The sequence below is a fragment of the Candidatus Methanomassiliicoccus intestinalis Issoire-Mx1 genome (genome assembly GCF_000404225.1).
GTDB lineage: Archaea > Thermoplasmatota > Thermoplasmata > Methanomassiliicoccales > Methanomassiliicoccaceae > Methanomassiliicoccus_A > Methanomassiliicoccus_A intestinalis.
In genome coordinates this window covers 1,534,001-1,550,661 of record NC_021353.1, presented here as the reverse complement: position 1 = coordinate 1,550,661, position 16,661 = coordinate 1,534,001, and the positions used below count along the sequence as shown (strand labels likewise).

The following is a 16,661-nucleotide window of genomic DNA, read 5'->3' as shown; positions in this document are numbered from 1 at the left end:
GGTAATTATTATGGCATACAAGAGACAATTCTATCCTGGAATCAGCCAGGTAGCCAAAAACAGGCGTCGCTTCATGGACCCTTCCCAGGAACTCAAGAAGCTGCGTGACGTTTCTTTGGATGACGTCGTTAGAATCATGGGACACAGGTCACCCGGAGAAGAATACAAGTCCATCCACCCACCACTCGAAGAAGGAAACGAACCAGATGATCTCATCAGGCAGCTCGTTACACCTATCGAAGGTGCAAAGAAAGGTGACAGAGTCAGGTACGTTCAGTTCGCTGATTCCGTGTACTTCGCTCCAATGGTTCCATACGTTAGAGCATGGGCATACATGTCAAGAATCCGTGGATTCGATACAGGTACACTTTCTGGAAGACAGATCATCGAAATGAGAGAAAGAGATCTCGAGAAAGTCGCTAAAGAATTCATCGACAACGAAACATTCGATCCTGCTAGATGCGGTATCAGGGGTGCAACTGTGCACGGTCACGCTTGCAGACTTGACGAGAACGGACTTATGTTCGATGCATGGCAGAGATACGTCTGGAACGAAAAGACCGGTGAAGTCGACTACGTCAAAGACCAGGTCGCTATACCACTCGACAAACCAATCTCCGTAGGAAAACCAATTCCTGAGGCAGATCTCAAGAAAATGACCACAATCTTCCGTATTGACGGCGACGACATGAACGCTGACAAGGAAGTTTTGGACATGAACTTAAGAATCCACACACTCAGAACACTCTGTGGATACCAGGCCTTCGCTCTCAAGGGGGAATAAACATGGCTGACAAATTGTTCATGGACGCAATGAAGAAGAAGTTTAAAGAAGATCCAACTGATGAATACACATCCTATTACACCTTCGGTGGCTGGAAACAGTCCAAGAGAAAGAGGGAATGGGTTGAGCAGGCCAATGCAATCGCAAAAGCCCGTGGTATTCCAATGATGAACCAGGACATCGGTGTTCCACTCGGTCAGCGTGTCCTCATGCCTTATCAGCTTTCTCACACAGATATGTATGCAGAAGCTGATGATTTGCACTTTGTAAACAACGCTGCTATCCAGCAAGCATGGGATGATATCCGCAGGACCGTTATCGTAGGTCTGGATACCGCTCACACAGTTATCGAGAAGAGATTGGGAAAGGAAGTTACACCTGAAACAATCAACAACTACCTTGAGACTGTCAACCACGCTATGCCCGGTGGAGCAGTTGTGCAGGAACACATGGCAGAATGCAGCCCAGCTCTCACTGCTGACTGTTACGTCAAAGTGTTCTCCGGTAACTCAGAACTTATCGACCAGCTCGACAAGCGCTTCGTTATCGACATCAACAAAGAATTCCCAGAGGATCAGGCAAAACAGCTGAATGACGCTATCGGCAAATCACTCTACCAGGTAGTACGCTGCCCAACAATCGTTGGACGTGTGTGCGATGGTGGTACAATGTCCAGATGGAGCGCCATGCAGATCTCAATGTCATTCATCAGCGCATACCGTCTTGCTGCCGGTGAAGCTGCAATCGCAGACTTCGCATACGCCGCAAAGCACGCATCTGTCGTTGAAATGGGTACAATGATGCCTGCAAGGAGAGCCAGAGGACCAAACGAGCCCGGTGGAATTCCATTCGGTTTCCTCGCTGATATGGTTCAGTCTACAAGGGAATACCCAGATGACCCTGCAAGAGCAGCTCTTGAAACTGTAGCTCTCGGTGCAATCATCTTCGATCAGATTTACCTTGGATCATACATGTCTGGTGGTGTCGGATTCACACAGTACGCTACTGCAGCATACACAGATAACATCCTTGAAGACTATGTCTACTGGGCTGTTGACTTAATCAAATCCCAGTACGGCGGTCTCTGCAAGAGCAAACCTTCAATGGATCTCTTAGAGAAACTCGGTACTGAGGTTAACACATACGCTCTTGAGATGTATGAGAAATATCCTGCAGCTATGGAATCTCACTTCGGTGGATCCCAGCGTGCTACAGTTGCAGCCGCTTCAACCGGTATCGCTTGTGCAATGGCAACCGGAAACGCCGACTTCGGTGTAAACGGATGGTACCTCTCTATGCTCCAGCATAAAGAAAGGCACGGACGTCTCGGATTCTATGGATACGACTTACAGGATCAGTGCGGTTCTGCTAACTCATTCTCCTACAGAAGCGACGAAGGTCTGCCATTCGAACTCAGAGGACCCAACTATCCAAACTATGCAATGAACGTTGGTCACCTTTGCGGTTACGCTGGTATCGCAGCTGCTCCTCACGCAGCCCGTGGAGACGCTTTCGCTTGCAGCCCACTCATCAAAGTCGCATTCGCCGACAAGAACCTACCGTTCGACTTTGCACACATTACAAAGGAAATCGGTCGCGGTGCACTTCGTGAGTTCATGCCTGCCGGTGAGAGAACCGTCATCATACCTGCAAAGTAAGCGTGATTACCATGCAGATCGGAGACATAGTAAAATACACCAACACTGGAACTGTCGGCAAGATAATTGCCGAGAAGGAGCAGGATGGAGCAATGTGGTATCAACTGGATATCACTCAGTTGTTCTATCATTACTCTGCACTAGTGCCAGCTGAGGAAAGTGAATACCGTGTCTTCGATCAAGAAAAATCCTTGAAGGATAAGTTAGACGATGCCGAGGCCGTTCGGAAAGAATTTGAAGATATGGTCAAGGATCTCGTTGATGTTACTCCTTCAGGTGCAGGTTAAGACGACACCAAACTAAACCACTTCCTTCACTTTTTTCTAATTTTAACCTTTTATAATTTTAAATAATGTACGTTTATTTTATTGGTGTCTTAATGGATATTAAGATCAATTTAAGAATAATCATATATTGAAATGCAACCTGCATTCTATGGATACGTTCAAGAATGATTGAATGTGATATCACATTGATTTATCAAAAACATGTGTTTAATGAGGACTTAGTGTATGTTCATAAATAGATGGCTCATAGAAATTAGAATATGTGATCTGAGTTTATTGATCTTTTAATTTACATATGCAAAATTGGATTGAGCATATTCAGCACTAATGCTTTTTATCAAGAAAAAGAAAGGGGTTTAGGATGTGCTTTATACAGTTGCTTGTATCTTGCCCTTTTGCATACGATCTGCAACATACCGTATGAGAAAGACCATTACTGCTATCTCAAGAACTATCACACCTGTGAAGATGGAAGGTTCCAATGAGAAGACTACTCCGCATACAATGGTGGCCGTAACAACGATTATTAATGCACTCATATACCCTTGGAATGTTGGTGTAGAGAACATCTTCAACCATTGAACATCCATTAGTATGACGCGGCATAGTACTCCAAATATGACTAGATCTATCAACAACCATGCCGCAAGTTCTACAGGATCATCCAGATTGCCTACCTTGTAGGTGCATAGAAGCATTATCACTAACAATGATACCGCACCTACTAATCCAACTATTGGTGGTCTTCTCATGTGTAATCACCTCATATGTTTGTTGGGATTCTTGTATGCAATAACGTGACAAGTGGTATTGTAGTGCTGTGTGTTATGTATGTTCCAGTGTTTCCATGGCTTCTATGCTCATGAGATCACGCTCACCTTTAGTAGCCAATATTGGTGCATCGCCCGTAGCGTTCTCAGAATCGTTAGGGTTCAAAGCTGCAAAACAACTTACAGACAAAAACATCAGTGCTACGACCACACACGATATTTTTTTTGCATCCATTTTATCCCTCTTTGCTTGATCTACACTCGTAGGGAATGGCTATCGCTATGGATATAAATCTGTAAAAGCTAGCTAACCTTTGGCTAGGATATAGATCATATGAGTGATGGATTGGTGCAATATATAGCACTATCTAAAAAATTCTATGACTTTATAATAGATTATTATATATATTCATTATTTATTTTATTTTTTAAAGAACTTTATAATCAATATGTTCATGTAGTTTGATAATTCAATGATTTACCTAGCATAATCCATCTGGATACTTACAATATTCATATCTTTGGACATATGCGTCTTTGATTAGAGACCTATGGGGGGTAAAAATAGGCAGTCTTCGATGCAAAATTATACGGATTATATATCAATAACTTAGATACTAAATTTGAGTCACATATGATGATTTAACAAGATTATTTTGTATATTATAATATGATTAAGCTTTTTTGTAGTCGATAATAACATGATACCTTGTAAATTATTGATCGTTTCTCTCTTTTCTAAGACGTTCTTCCCAGTCTTCAGGTCTTTCAGAAAATCCTCTAGAACGCCAATAAGCAATGTTGTTTGGATTTAGTTGGTTAGGGCGGACCTTGCTTTTTGGACGTTTCTCTTCATTGCGCTTTTTAACTTCTGGTCTTATAATTGTTTCCGGAATCATATTCTTAAAGTCACTCACATGAGAAATCAATTGCAAAGAGTGACACCTGTAACCGAGTTCATTGCATTTTGATATTAGATATCCAGACATTGTACTGGATTCTCCGATGACCATGACTTCTTTTTCGTGGGCTTTAATGTATTCAAGCGGTACAGTTATGTCCTTGTCGCCGGTAATTATCATAAATATGTCTGGGCAATCTTCGTCATGCAGGCGATCTATCAGAAAGCAGTACATGGCAGGATCAGTGAGGCTTTTTCCATAGGCATATCCTCCTCCAGCATTAAAATATTTGAATGCCTTGCTTTCTATGAATTTAAACCCGTTTACTTCGTAATTCATCTTAGTAGTTTCTTCTCTCCACTGCGTATCTTCGTCAATAAAAACAAATGATTCAATAAGATCTCCATTCAGTGAGGCATACTCTTTGAGGATATTTCCGATATTCTGCAGAATTGCAGTTTCTTTGGCTTCGTAAAGGCCTCGTTCAATATTGGGTCCATCTACATACAGCCCGATGGACTTCATAACTCATACCTCATATGCTCAGATAGAATTTCATCAGCTGACTTTTCAAGCAGTATGCAGTTCAGGATCGTAAGCAGAATATTGGGGATTGTAAACGACATTTCCCGCATTCCCAGCACGTATCTCACAATCTCATTGCAGACTGCCGTGCAATAGCTGTTTATTGAACGATATAAATCTGAGATGCAGTTAAGCTCCATCAGTTCAGATATGACTTTTTCATCAAGGTCTTCTTCACTTATGTTTAGTATCTCTTGTATTCTCTTACACGTTTCCTCTTCACCGCGGATGTGTGCATTGCAGCATATCTTTTGAGATAGTTCGATAAGCCTTATTCTGATTATCTCTGAAATTTTCTCTTTATTGCTTTCTTTGACTTCTACCCCGTCAATCATGAATGATTCGTCATCAAGAGTAACATCAAAATTCAAAAAACAAAGAAAATCATCAGATGGAAACTTCATATCAATATTTAGCTTATTGATAGTTTTCAGCAGTTTTTGGATATGCGCCAATCCTTCTGGGGATATATCCTGAGGAATGATCGTTCCCTCAAGTATTTCCGACTCAATGCTTTTTATCTCCTGCACAGAAGTTTCATCCTCTGCGGATGCACCATATACCCTTACTGTACAATTCATTATGTTTCCCTTGCGGCTTTCCAGCAGTAGCATCTCAGCCACTTGGTCATAAAGCACATCGTCAACTCTTTTTATGCTGAAACTGTAGCAGGGATTGAACAATTGTATCGATAATTTTTTGAGGTACGGGCAGAGCTCTGATGAAAATATCCCTGAATCTGGAGAAATTTCATCCCAGTATTCATCTATGGTCTCTTGTGAGTATCTTGGTCTGTTGTTTATTATATTGTTTAACTGAAATAAACATTTTATAAACTCCCTTGTACACAGGATGTATTCGTCTGGTACATTGTTTTCATTTAGGGTAATTTTCATAACCGGCATTGGTGCCACTTTAGCTCTGCACGCTTCCGGGTAATCTGAATCGGCATTGGATGTGGTTTTAGTCCACTCGTTTAAAACAAATTTGAGAATTTCCAGTTTATCTGGTGAAATCATTGGAGAATATGCTTCAATTTTAGCTTCTATAGCCGGACTTAACATTTTTCTGATTATGCTGTTTTTACTCTCTCCCGTATCGCCCATGAGGCTCATCAGCTTATATGCCGTGGCAGTTTTCATTTTAATTTTGGATGAGGTCATCTGTGAGAACGTACGTTTAAACAAGCCCTCTCCGTCAAATTCTGAGCCGCCAGCGGTATCTTTTTTTAAGAATTCTATGCCGCCGTCATCAGTTTCAACAGGAATGCAGTCCAATACTGCTGCTAAGATTTCTGAATCAGATTTGTTCAGTCCATTTATTCTCATCACACCGGCATCAGCGAATCGTTTAATCAATATGTCGATTGGATAAATCTCGCACTCTCAGCGCTTTATAATCATATAGTTAGCTTTGTAAAATGTTTGATATGACTGATTCAGGCGTTTCACCATATGGCAGGGTCTGTCGAAGACCCTTAGGTGTAACTATCCTGGCTGCTTTGGAAATTATCTGGTCTATTTTCATGCTTATAGCTGCAATCGGCATGTTTGCAGCTGCAGGTTTTCTGGCTATAGACGGAGTTCCTCCAGAACTGATGGACATGGTCTCTCCAGACGTCCTTCAGGGTCTTCCAATGACTTGGGCGGTTATGGGTATAATGATCTTGATTTTTGCAATAATAGGTTTCGCTATTGCATGGGGTTTCCTCAAGGGCAGAAACTGGTCCAGAGTACTGCTGATGATTTTCCTGATACTTTCGATCATTTCATCCATTTTGGGAGCCATAATGTACGGATCTATGACCACAGGCACACTGGTGTCTTTAGGAATATCAATCGTGATACCCGTAATCATCCTGTGGTACCTTGCATTAAATCATGTTTCAAACTGGTTCCACTGCTATGACCGCCGTTAAGATGAAATACTCTTTGTTGCAAGCAGATTCGCAATGCACATGGAGATGCCATTACAAGAGGTCAAAGGGTTCATTAACGGTGTAGATGTCGGAAAGCTGGAGGCCACTATTGATGCGGTAAATAACAATCCGGATCTAGCGGCCTTCCGCTTTCACATCGCGAATGAATGGATAAACGGAACAAAAACAGAAACGGCGGCTCAGCGTATAGACGGCGGTCCTCAGGTCTTAATCAGGACAGAACCTTTTAAAATACGTTCAGATCAACCTTGTGTATTAATGGGAGCTGATACAGCACCCTGCGCCGCTGTATCTTTGATGCATGCTTTAGCATCATGTCTTTCGACATCGATAGTCTATGCAGCAAGCCTCAGAGGAATAGAAATCAAGAAGATGTCTATTATTCTGGAAGGAGATGTAGACATTCAGGGAGTGTTAGGCATTTCTGAACAAATAAAACCAGGATTAACAAATCTTGATCTAGATATCAGGATCGATTCAAACTCCCCCAAACAAGAAATAGAAGAGATTGTGCAGTATGCACAAAAACATTCAATGATCCTGGATACACTGATCAATCAGATGAATCTAGACATCAATCTTGTCTGATGTGGTATGAAACGGTCACTGCTTCTTCAGCCATCTGTCTATGGAAGAACGGACCGTTCCATCTTCATCAAACACGAGTTTTATACCAGCATCTTCCAGGATCTTCTTTCCGTGAGGGCCTACAAAACCAGTCAAAACAACTTCTGGACCTAATTTTACTACCTGTTCGGCAGCCATGATTCCAGAGCCTTCAGCAGAGATCGTAGCTTCATTTGGATAGGCATTCCATTCTCTGGTTTCAGAATCATAGATTATGAAGTAGTCAGCATGACCAAATTCTTCTGCTACCAGCGATTCAAGCTCAGGATCCTCAGCACTTACACACAATTTCATATCTGTACCTATTACCAGCATGGGTAATGATGGCACATTAATTTTCCTCAAGAATCAGAAATCTTCTATCTGATTAATAGGGAACTTCAAATATTTGAGACGTTCATGTGGAAGGGATTCCTATGGATTCATTAAACCGCAAAACACTATTTTGGGTGTTAATAACATTAGCAATCTCTCTTTTCATCTTGTTTGTACTGTTGGCATTATTCATTGACCCTCAGGACGTTCAAGCGTCAGGACTTGTAGATCTTGCCGCAGCTGATGAGCTTCGTATGATCTGGATCCTAGCGTTAATGCTGTTCCTTGGACCTATAATCATGATCCTTGTAACCGCGGCTACGATCATGCTGCTTAAAGACATACAGATCCCTCAGATTGTACAGTATGCAGACACATCTAATTTTAAAAGCCAGATAATCGGGAGGAAACCTACTCCGGTTCCGAGCAATATTCCTGGAGAAACAGAAAATACCCAGGCATCTCTGGATGACTTGAATCTTAAATTTATACGCGGAGAGGTAACAAAGGAGCAATATGACGAGATGAAACTCGCCATGGAACAAAAGGGAAAAGACTGAGTTTAGGCGGTTATTATCAAATTTGATCACTTGATAATAACGAGCTTATAATATCTCCTGGGGTGGAACTCTTGGGACTTCTAAACTGTCCCTGGAGAAGGAGATGAAAAACAAAAGACTGCTCAGTGATAACGAGGTCCAGAAAGGACTCAGAAGCATCATTTTTGACGGAATGATGTCACAGTCACTGTCAACGCTTACGGGCAGTGTTTTTCTCACTGCTTTTGCGCTGGCTTTAGGCGCCTCTGAATTAATTGTAGGTATATTGGCTACGATTCCGTTTCTTGCCAATGTTATTCAGATTCCTGCAGTTTTTCTGGTTGAGAAACTGCGTGTAAGGAAATCCATAACTGTATTAGCCAGCGCCTTAAGCCGTTCTTTGTGGCTGGTCATAGCCTCTGTACCATTTATCGCTGAAGGCTTTGAGATACCTTTGATCATAGTGCTTCTTGTAGCACTCTCTCTGCTGGCATCTATCGGAAGCTGCAGCTGGAACTCATGGATGAATGACATAGTGCCAAAGAAGTCTCTTGGGAATTTCTTCTCTAGGAAGATGCTGATGTCCACTGCAGTGGGAATACCAGCAGCGTTAGCCGCGGCATGGTTCATTTCAGTCTGGCAGACATACTTTCCAGGAATGGAAGTGTTGGGATACTCTACGCTATTCATCTGCGGGTTTGTATTCGGCCTTATCGGCGTAATAGTCGTCTCCAGAATGCCTGAGCCTTCAATGACCGCACAGACTATGCCGCCTTTCTCGGAGATTGTGAAGAAACCTTTTGAAGATAAAAACTTCAAGACGCTCATAAAGTTCCTGGCTTCATGGAATTTTGCCATTAATCTGGCAATGCCATTCCTTACCGTATATCTGATGACCACCTTCGGTTATTCTGCTTCATCCGTGACGATATTCACTGTGATCAGCCAGATCACCAGTATGTTGTTCTTCAGAGTATGGGGAGCCTTGTGTGACCGCTATTCCAATGTATCCGTGTTAAAAATTGCAGGACCTGCCATGGTCGCAGTGGCTTTGATGTGGGCGGCAACTTCCGCCTTTGCAGGCAGCGATTTAGTAGCAGTACTGATCGTAGGAATACACATGATCAGCGGTGCAGCCTCTGCCGGTGTAAACCTGGCTACTGGAAACATAGGCCTGAAGCTTGCACCAAAAGACAAAGCAACTTCTTATCTGGCGGCAACCTCGCTGTTCTCATCTGTGTCTGCTGGATTGGCGCCTTTAATCGGTGGAATCGCAATCGGGTTTGTAGGCGGCTGGGAGTATTTCTTCGTCTTTGCCTTCATACTGGGACTCGTATCTCTGTGGTACCTCCTGAAACTGAAGGAAGACGGAAACGCTCCAAATAAGGTGGTAGTCAAAGAACTGGTGGTGGAATTAAAGAATACAACATCTCCTCAGAACGTAGCATCCAAAGCCAAATCTGTAAGCGATCACCTCTTGGCTGCATTCAAGTGAGATGATAGCAGATCATCATCAATTTCTTTTTCTTTCATGCCGTAAAGCAGTCCCAGACCTCCAAGGATTGCAACGGCGCCTATTACAATATCATCATGATAATGGCGATTAACTCCATACATGATGTATGTGAATCCTACTATCATCAAAAATATCTGAGATATTGGATAGCTTTTTTCAATATGCGGAGACAGTCTGGCAAATAGCTTTATTTTATCTTTATACATTACAATTAATACTAATATTGACATTATTGCAAATACCCATTCTGAGACTGAGAGAACTTCTTTGACTGCGAATGTAGTAAAATAAGACTCAAAATTCGATGTTTCAAAAGGCCCGTTGAACGGCCAGAGTAATGTTGTTGGAGATTTCCAGACTTCATCGAGAACAATATGTGATGAGATTCCGGCAGAGACTGCAAGAATGGAAAGACTCGACTTTTTCTTCCAGTAATAGAGTCCAATGATGACAAATATGCTCAGCATCAACAGTGTATGAGCATAGATTCTGCCGGAATTGAGGGAATCTGCAAGAATAAAATGCCCCAGAGGCTTATCTATCAAATCTGGAAGTATGGCTCCGAATCCGCAGGCGATGACTGCAGAGCGCTGATCTGTAATCTTGTAAATTATCAGGCCGATGACAATTCCTGCGAATAAATGACAGAACCCAAGCACATTTTGACTTTTGCAGTATGGTATTTTTGAATCTTTCTATGCATTTTTCAGTCTGACTCTCATTTTGCTACCAATTTTTCGTTATGTTCAGACTCTTTATTAACTATCGTGAATATGAGAGAGCAGTTATTTCGGGTAAGCTTGATACACTCAAATCAGAAGCAGGCCGTAAGCTTCCTAAAGGAAACAGGGGAAGCTTCAATAACGATGATTTGTTTCTTTAGGAGGGAGAGCATGTTAGAAATTAAAGATCTCACAGTTGAAGTAGGGGGCAGAAGAGTCCTCAACAATGTAAATCTCAGCGTTTTACCAGGATCTACAAGTGTTTTGTTTGGACCCAATGGATCTGGAAAATCCACGCTGCTTTCAACAATAATGGGGCTGGGAAACTACAAAGTTGTGAAAGGACAAATTCTGTTCAATGATGTAGACATAACGCATATGCCCATTAATGAGAGGGCAAGACTGGGAATCGGCCTCATGTCTCAAAGGCCTCCAAACTTAAGCGGTGTCAATCTTTACGACATTATCAAAGTAAGCAGCCGTGGAAAAGTGGATCCAAAAAATCTTGCTTCAAAGCTCAACATGGAGAATTTTCTCAGCAGAGATGTGAATGTCGGCTTCTCCGGCGGAGAAATTAAGAGATCTGAATTGCTGCAGCTTGCTGCCCAAGATCCATGTCTGTTCATGCTTGATGAACCAGAATCCGGTGTAGATCTGGAAAGCATTGAAAGAGTGGGTACCATGGTGCATGATCTGATTTCCGGCGGCAGATGCGCTGGAAAAAGGGAAGAATCTGGAAAAAGTGCTTTGGTGATTACTCATACAGGGCAGATTCTTGATTACATTGAGGCTGACCGCGGATATGTCCTCTGTGACGGTACTATCACATGTACAGGCAACCCGCGTGAATTACTGAAAGATATCAGAACAAAAGGTTACGAGGAGTGTATAAAATGCCGTCTGATAGAAATGAACTGATAGAACGTGCAAAAAATGCATTACAGAAAAAAGGGGCCTTCGGAGAAGATTTTGATCTTAAAACTTACTCTGAAGTTTCCGGAGACATTCCTGTATTCAACGCTCCTTCTGAACTGCCAAGCAGCATTAAGGAAGCAATGCTGAAAACCGGTGTCAACCCGTCTGCTGAAGGGAATGACGGAAGCATGCTGGTTATCGATAATTCCATTGTATTGAATAATTCAAGCGATGATGGATTTGAACTGATGGATATCAGAGACGCTTTAAAAAAGTATGACTGGCTTAAAGAGTATTCATGGAACGCGGTAAGCGTTGACGCTGACAAATACACCGCAGCCACATATCTGAATGACTCTCCAGGATATTTTATCAGGGCTTTTGCAGGCAAAAAGGTCAAACTGCCGGTTCAGACCTGCATTATGATCGGCCACAACACTGCCGCTCAGACAATTCACAACATCATCATAGTGGAAGAGGGAGCTTCTATCGAGATCATTTCCGGATGTACTTCCGGAAGCGATGTGGATACCGCACTCCACATGGGTATCTCTGAGATGTACATCAAAAAGGATGCCAGCTTGAAATTTACGATGATTCATAACTGGGCGGAAAATATCGGTGTAAGGCCTCGTACCGGGATAGTGGTGGAAGAAAACGGTACTTTCATCAATAATTATGTGATCCTTAAGAAAGTCAAGAGTGTCCAGACATATCCAACGGCAAAACTTGTTGGAAGAGGCGCAGTAGCTCAGTTCAACACTGTGGCGATTGCACAGCCTGGAGCGGAGCTTGATCTTGGTTCAAGAGCTATCCTGGCAGCCCCTGAATGCAGAGCTGAGATTATTTCACGTTCAATCACAGTCGGCGGAAAGGTCATAAACAGAGGTACTCTGGAAGGAGACGCTAAAGACATTAAAGCTCACCTGGAGTGCCGCGGGCTCATTCTCGGGGACAGTGGTGAAAACATTGCAATTCCTGAGCTGGATGCCAGAGTGGCTGATGTTGAAATGACTCATGAAGCTTCACTTGGAAAAGTCGCGCAGGATCAGGTAGAGTACATAATGTCTCGTGGACTGACTGAGGATGAAGCTGTAGGAATGATCGTGAGAGGATTCCTTGAGGTAGGAATACGCGGAATTCCTGATGATATAAAAGCTGAAATCGATGAAGCCATCAGGCAGAGCGATCTCGCTACTGGATAAGCAAACTTTGGTTCGGTATTACCGAATCAACATCTATTTTTTAAGTTATAAAAATAAAAAAACGGGGAGGGATACATTCCCCGTTTATTCGTCCAATATCCTGTAGGTTGGATTAGGCCTGCCAGGTGAGAAACAATCGTCGAATTGGAGTTTATATTGGATGCATTTCTCTTTGAAACAGGAGTCTATTGTTTCTCTGATAGTCTGTCTCAATTTCTCTGGTTCAGAAACAATTCTTGCATTGAAGTTTAATTTAGATTCTCCCTTGCCGAATCTGGATCCTTTGACACCGCCTATTGTAAACTCGTTGCCGATAAGAGAGATCTTTGTATGACTGCTTGCATTTGTTATCGCTACCTTTGCATGTGCGATGTCAGAAGGCGTATACTTCGATGCCAGACTTTTTAGTATATTCATTGAGAGCTCGTACGAATCATATTCTGGTGCAGTGAATTCATATATTCCGTTATACCAGCCCAATTCAGCTTCTGCTTCAGCATATTTATCATAATCCACATCTACTGGTTTTCTTGCGGTCTCTTCATCTGAGGTGATGATGCCAAGTATGTCTTGGAAGCCCTCGCCGGTGACTGCGGAATATGGAATAATTTTCCTGTTTGGATTGATACCTTTTAGTTTTAAGATCAGGGATTCAACATCGTCAGAACCGATTTCATCAATTTTTGTAAGTATCAGATACTCAGCTTCTTCAGCCTGATGATTTCTGAGATATCCGCCGAGAGTCGATGTATCGAATGCATTGTTCAGCAGTCTTGGAGCATCAACTAGTACGATCAGCGGAGCTACAGAAAACTGATCTCCGTGATATTTTTTCAAAGGTGTAGCCACTGTAGCTATCAAATCTGTACAGCTTCCCACAGGTTCTGCAACAATATACTGGGGATTAATCTGTTTTAATAACTTATTTGCATTGTCCAGAAGCTTTGGGAAGTTACAGCAGAAGCACCCGCCACACACTTCTTCTACATTCAATCCTCTGACTTTTATGAATTCAGTATCAATAAGCAATTGTCCCTGATCATTTGTAATTATGCCGATCGGTACTTTTTCTTTGATAAACTCCTGTGCGATTTTGTTTATCAAAGTGGTCTTTCCTGCACCTAAAAACCCTCCAATTAATACCATTCGAGCTCTCATGTTCTCTACATCAACTTACTTAAATATATATTTTTTGAATTTCACATTATAGTTTATAATATATTATTATATTCTATGCCTCAACATTAAATATTAGAATTAAGATTACTGTCTATGACCTGTTGCCAAAGTCTTTCTAAAAACTTAGTTGCAGAATTTCTTGGAACAATGGGACTAATTATAGTTGCAATTGGATCAATTATTCTTCCTCAACTCGTGTGGGGTGCTGAATTTGGATACCAATTTGTATTCATGAATGCTATAGCAGTAGGTTTTGTATTGTTTGCTCTTATCGAAACATTCGGACCGCTGTCAGGGTCTCATTTTAATCCAGCGGTAACGATTGCACTCTTAGTTTCAAAAGAAATAACTCCTAAGAAGGCTGCTGCATACATTGTAGCACAGATCTGCGGAGCATTAGTCGGTATCTTCCTGCTCAACATAATCTTCTACGATACTACTCAGGCGTTATACTTTGTGAGTGACATCGATAGATCCAGCATATACATTCTGATTTCAGAGTTCCTTTGTACATTTATGCTGGTTGCAGTAATCTTTGGATGTGTAAGAGGGACGTCTAACAAAACATCACTGGCTGTTGGTTTATTTGTAGGCGGTATGATCATAACAACCTCCAGCACAATGTTTGCTAACCCTGCCGTAGATATTGCCAGAATATTTACTAATGCGGCTTGCGGCATTAATCCAATGTCTGCTGTTTACTTTATAATTGCTGACATTTTAGGAGCTGTATGCGCTGCAGTCCTCTTTAATTGGCTGTATCCGCTTAAACTAAAAGAAGGAGAAAAATGTGAGCCGTTCGACTGCAGTACCTGCCAAAGTACTCCAGAACAAACAGTTACAAGAAAGCTGGAAGACGGGGAGAAGTGTGAACCGTTTGACTGCAGTACTTGTCAGAACACTCCAGAACAAAAAGCCACAAGGAAGCTGGATGACGATGAGAAATGCGATCCATTCGATTGCAGCCGCAGAGATAATAAATAAAGATAAATAAGAACTCCAAGTCAAACATTTTCCACTCGAAACGACGGTGTATGTCCCAATGGAATTAAATCATTATACACATACACCGTCAACCGAGTGAGTATTATGATCTTCTACTTCTCTGGAACTGGAAACAGTCTGTATGTCGCACGCCTGCTTGCAGATGAATTGAATGACTGCATAATCTCAATTCCGGATTGTATCAACAACGGTACTTTTGAATTTGAGTTAAAAGATTCAGAGAAGATTGGAATTGTAACGCCCGTATATTTCTACGGTCTCCCTTCAATCGTAGAAACTTTTTTGGATAAGCTCAATCTTAAAAAATATTCTTCATTTTATCTGGTAGTTACATTCGGTTCTTTTACCGCCAATACAGGGCCCAACGCTCAAAAATATTTTAGTGGTCTGGGATTAAATCTGGATCATATCTTTTCTGTTAAGATGCCTGAAAACTATGTCCCTTTGCTTAAAGTTCCATCACAGGATGTGTGCAGCGCGCTAATCTCCGATGCACAAAAATCCGTTCATGATATAGTAAAAATTCTAGATGAAAATCCACCAGGGGATTACGACATACACAAGGGAAAATTTCCTGGTATTGTATCTTCACTCTGCAGAATGATCTATAAAGATGGAATGACGACTAAAAAATTCTGGGTTGATGATGCTTGTACCAGCTGCGGTTTGTGTGAACGCATCTGCCCCACCAATGCGATTTCATTGCAGGATGGGAAACCGTGCTGGACTAAGGATATATGCCCAAGATGTCTAGCATGCCTTCACCGCTGCCCTTCTTCTGCAATCCAACTTGGGCATTTTACAAAGAAAAAGGACCGATATGTGAATCCAGAGATCAATTTCAATCAGGAGATTCGGCAATGACTCCTATTGAAAATAAACACATAGTTCTTACCGGAGCTAACAGCGGTATTGGTCTGGAAGTCTTAAAACTCCTTCTGGAGAGAAAAGGAAACATCATCTTTGCTGTTGATTTGCACATTGATGCAATCAGCAGTTTCGATCCCTCGAGAGTTATTCCATACATATGTGATGTCTCGAAGCCTCAGAATATCGATAAGCTGTTTGAAGATGCAGTCTCTGCAATGGGTTCAATAGACATATTCTATGCCAATGCTGGATTTGCCTATTACGAAGAACTAAACTATACTGACTGGGCGCGGATTGAAAACATATTTGAAACAAACACAATATCTCCGATATACTCATATCAAAAATTTGTTGAATATCTGGACGGCAGAGAGGGCATGTTTGCAATCACGGGTTCAGCGATGGGTTTCATGGGTATGCCAGGATTTACACTGTACTCCGCTTCAAAATTTGCAATTACTGGATTTCAAGAGTCAATCCGTCTGGAGAAGCCAGACAACATTCATCTGGTAACTCTCTTTCCCGTGTCTACAGACACGGGTTTCTTTAAAACTGCCAGTAATGTTGAATTCAAAAAGCCTTATCCTGTTCAGTCTCCAGATATTGTAGCAAAGAAAATGGTTAAAGGCATGGAAAAGCAAAAGAAAAAAGTCATGCCATGCACCATGTTCAGATTTGCACTGGTGCTGTTTCGCATTCTTCCTTTCGTGAGAACAATGTATTGGAATCATGAGAAAAAGAAGTTCGAGGATTATAAGAGTAAACGAGATCGTTAAACCGATGCAAAGCTGCTGGCATTTTATTCATTTCTTCTAAAAGCACGTCTTAATTTTTTGTTGAACA

At 41.8% G+C, this 16,661-nt stretch carries 19 protein-coding genes; 12 read left to right on the top strand and 7 right to left on the bottom strand.

The window, feature by feature from the left end; genetic code table 11:
* Positions 1–10 precede the first annotated feature (10 nt).
* From mcrG to H729_RS07450, 3 genes are read left to right on the top strand one after another with little or no spacing between them, the layout of a single operon-like run.
* Positions 11–784 (top strand): coenzyme-B sulfoethylthiotransferase subunit gamma, encoded by a 774-nt coding sequence (gene mcrG, locus H729_RS07460; RefSeq protein WP_020449397.1) that lies wholly within the window; start codon positions 11–13, stop codon positions 782–784.
* A gap of 2 nt (positions 785–786) precedes the next feature.
* Positions 787–2,442, top strand: coding sequence for a coenzyme-B sulfoethylthiotransferase subunit alpha (gene mcrA, locus H729_RS07455; protein WP_020449396.1), 1,656 nt, complete (start codon positions 787–789; stop codon positions 2,440–2,442).
* A gap of 11 nt (positions 2,443–2,453) precedes the next feature.
* Positions 2,454–2,729 (top strand): DUF2098 domain-containing protein, encoded by a 276-nt coding sequence (locus H729_RS07450; RefSeq protein ID WP_020449395.1) that lies wholly within the window; start codon positions 2,454–2,456, stop codon positions 2,727–2,729.
* 368 nt (positions 2,730–3,097) lie between these two features.
* On the opposite strand, the gene H729_RS07445 is transcribed toward H729_RS07450, so the two are convergent.
* The 4 genes from H729_RS07445 to H729_RS07430 all read right to left on the bottom strand — a co-directional run bounded on the left by H729_RS07445 (position 3,098) and on the right by H729_RS07430 (position 6,317).
* Positions 3,098–3,481, bottom strand: coding sequence for a hypothetical protein (locus H729_RS07445; protein WP_020449394.1), 384 nt, complete (start codon positions 3,479–3,481; stop codon positions 3,098–3,100).
* Positions 3,482–3,554: 73 nt separating this feature from the next.
* Positions 3,555–3,734 (bottom strand): hypothetical protein, encoded by a 180-nt coding sequence (locus tag H729_RS07440; protein WP_048134047.1) that lies wholly within the window; start codon positions 3,732–3,734, stop codon positions 3,555–3,557.
* Between the two features lie 481 nt (positions 3,735–4,215).
* Entirely contained in the window at positions 4,216–4,926 is a 711-nt protein-coding gene (locus H729_RS07435) for an NYN domain-containing protein (RefSeq protein ID WP_020449393.1), read from the bottom strand.
* Positions 4,923–6,317, bottom strand: coding sequence for a hypothetical protein (locus H729_RS07430; RefSeq protein ID WP_147554417.1), 1,395 nt, complete (start codon positions 6,315–6,317; stop codon positions 4,923–4,925). The genes H729_RS07435 and H729_RS07430 overlap by 4 nt, the downstream gene beginning before the upstream one ends.
* A 98-nt stretch (positions 6,318–6,415) precedes the next feature.
* Between H729_RS07430 and H729_RS07425 the strand changes: the two genes are divergently transcribed.
* Together H729_RS07425 and H729_RS07420 are read left to right on the top strand one after the other, a co-directional pair.
* Positions 6,416–6,904, top strand: coding sequence for a hypothetical protein (locus H729_RS07425; RefSeq protein ID WP_148285443.1), 489 nt, complete (start codon positions 6,416–6,418; stop codon positions 6,902–6,904).
* Between the two features lie 33 nt (positions 6,905–6,937).
* Positions 6,938–7,513 (top strand): OsmC family protein, encoded by a 576-nt coding sequence (locus tag H729_RS07420; RefSeq protein ID WP_020449390.1) that lies wholly within the window; start codon positions 6,938–6,940, stop codon positions 7,511–7,513.
* Between the two features lie 15 nt (positions 7,514–7,528).
* Here the strand turns inward: H729_RS07420 and H729_RS07415 are convergent, their stop codons facing one another.
* Positions 7,529–7,882, bottom strand: coding sequence for a NifB/NifX family molybdenum-iron cluster-binding protein (locus tag H729_RS07415; RefSeq protein ID WP_020449389.1), 354 nt, complete (start codon positions 7,880–7,882; stop codon positions 7,529–7,531).
* An 86-nt stretch (positions 7,883–7,968) separates the two neighbouring features.
* Here H729_RS07415 and H729_RS07410 point away from each other — a divergent pair, with 86 nt between their 5' ends.
* Positions 7,969–8,427 (top strand): hypothetical protein, encoded by a 459-nt coding sequence (locus H729_RS07410; RefSeq protein ID WP_020449388.1) that lies wholly within the window; start codon positions 7,969–7,971, stop codon positions 8,425–8,427.
* Positions 8,428–8,530: 103 nt separating this feature from the next.
* Complete coding sequence (locus H729_RS07405; RefSeq protein ID WP_020449387.1) at positions 8,531–9,901, top strand: MFS transporter; 1,371 nt, start codon at positions 8,531–8,533, stop codon at positions 9,899–9,901.
* Here H729_RS07405 and H729_RS09560 read toward each other — a convergent pair.
* Complete coding sequence (locus H729_RS09560) at positions 9,877–10,581, bottom strand: metal-dependent hydrolase (RefSeq protein WP_020449386.1); 705 nt, start codon at positions 10,579–10,581, stop codon at positions 9,877–9,879. The genes H729_RS07405 and H729_RS09560 overlap by 25 nt on opposite strands.
* A 234-nt stretch (positions 10,582–10,815) precedes the next feature.
* Between H729_RS09560 and H729_RS07395 the strand changes: the two genes are divergently transcribed.
* Positions 10,816–11,562 (top strand): ABC transporter ATP-binding protein, encoded by a 747-nt coding sequence (locus H729_RS07395; protein WP_020449385.1) that lies wholly within the window; start codon positions 10,816–10,818, stop codon positions 11,560–11,562.
* Positions 11,538–12,764 carry a SufB/SufD family protein gene (locus H729_RS07390; RefSeq protein WP_020449384.1) on the top strand — a complete coding sequence of 409 codons (1,227 nt, stop codon included), beginning with the start codon at positions 11,538–11,540 and terminating at the stop codon, positions 12,762–12,764. Before H729_RS07395 ends, H729_RS07390 begins: the two co-directional genes overlap by 25 nt.
* An 84-nt stretch (positions 12,765–12,848) precedes the next feature.
* Here H729_RS07390 and H729_RS07385 read toward each other — a convergent pair whose 3' ends face one another.
* A complete protein-coding gene (locus H729_RS07385) occupies positions 12,849–13,922 on the bottom strand; it encodes a GTP-binding protein (protein WP_081633139.1) in 1,074 nt (357 codons plus the stop codon).
* 114 nt (positions 13,923–14,036) lie between these two features.
* On the opposite strand from H729_RS07385, the gene H729_RS07380 reads away from it, so the two are divergent.
* The 3 genes from H729_RS07380 to H729_RS07370 all read left to right on the top strand — a co-directional run bounded on the left by H729_RS07380 (position 14,037) and on the right by H729_RS07370 (position 16,594).
* On the top strand, positions 14,037–14,927 hold the full coding sequence (locus H729_RS07380) for an MIP/aquaporin family protein (protein ID WP_081633138.1): 891 nt from the start codon (positions 14,037–14,039) through the stop codon (positions 14,925–14,927).
* A gap of 105 nt (positions 14,928–15,032) precedes the next feature.
* The gene (locus H729_RS07375; RefSeq protein WP_020449381.1) at positions 15,033–15,812 is read left to right on the top strand and encodes an EFR1 family ferrodoxin; all 780 of its coding nucleotides are present in this window, start codon (positions 15,033–15,035) and stop codon (positions 15,810–15,812) included.
* Complete coding sequence (locus H729_RS07370; RefSeq protein ID WP_020449380.1) at positions 15,809–16,594, top strand: SDR family NAD(P)-dependent oxidoreductase; 786 nt, start codon at positions 15,809–15,811, stop codon at positions 16,592–16,594. Before H729_RS07375 ends, H729_RS07370 begins: the two co-directional genes overlap by 4 nt.
* Positions 16,595–16,661: the final 67 nt, after the last annotated feature.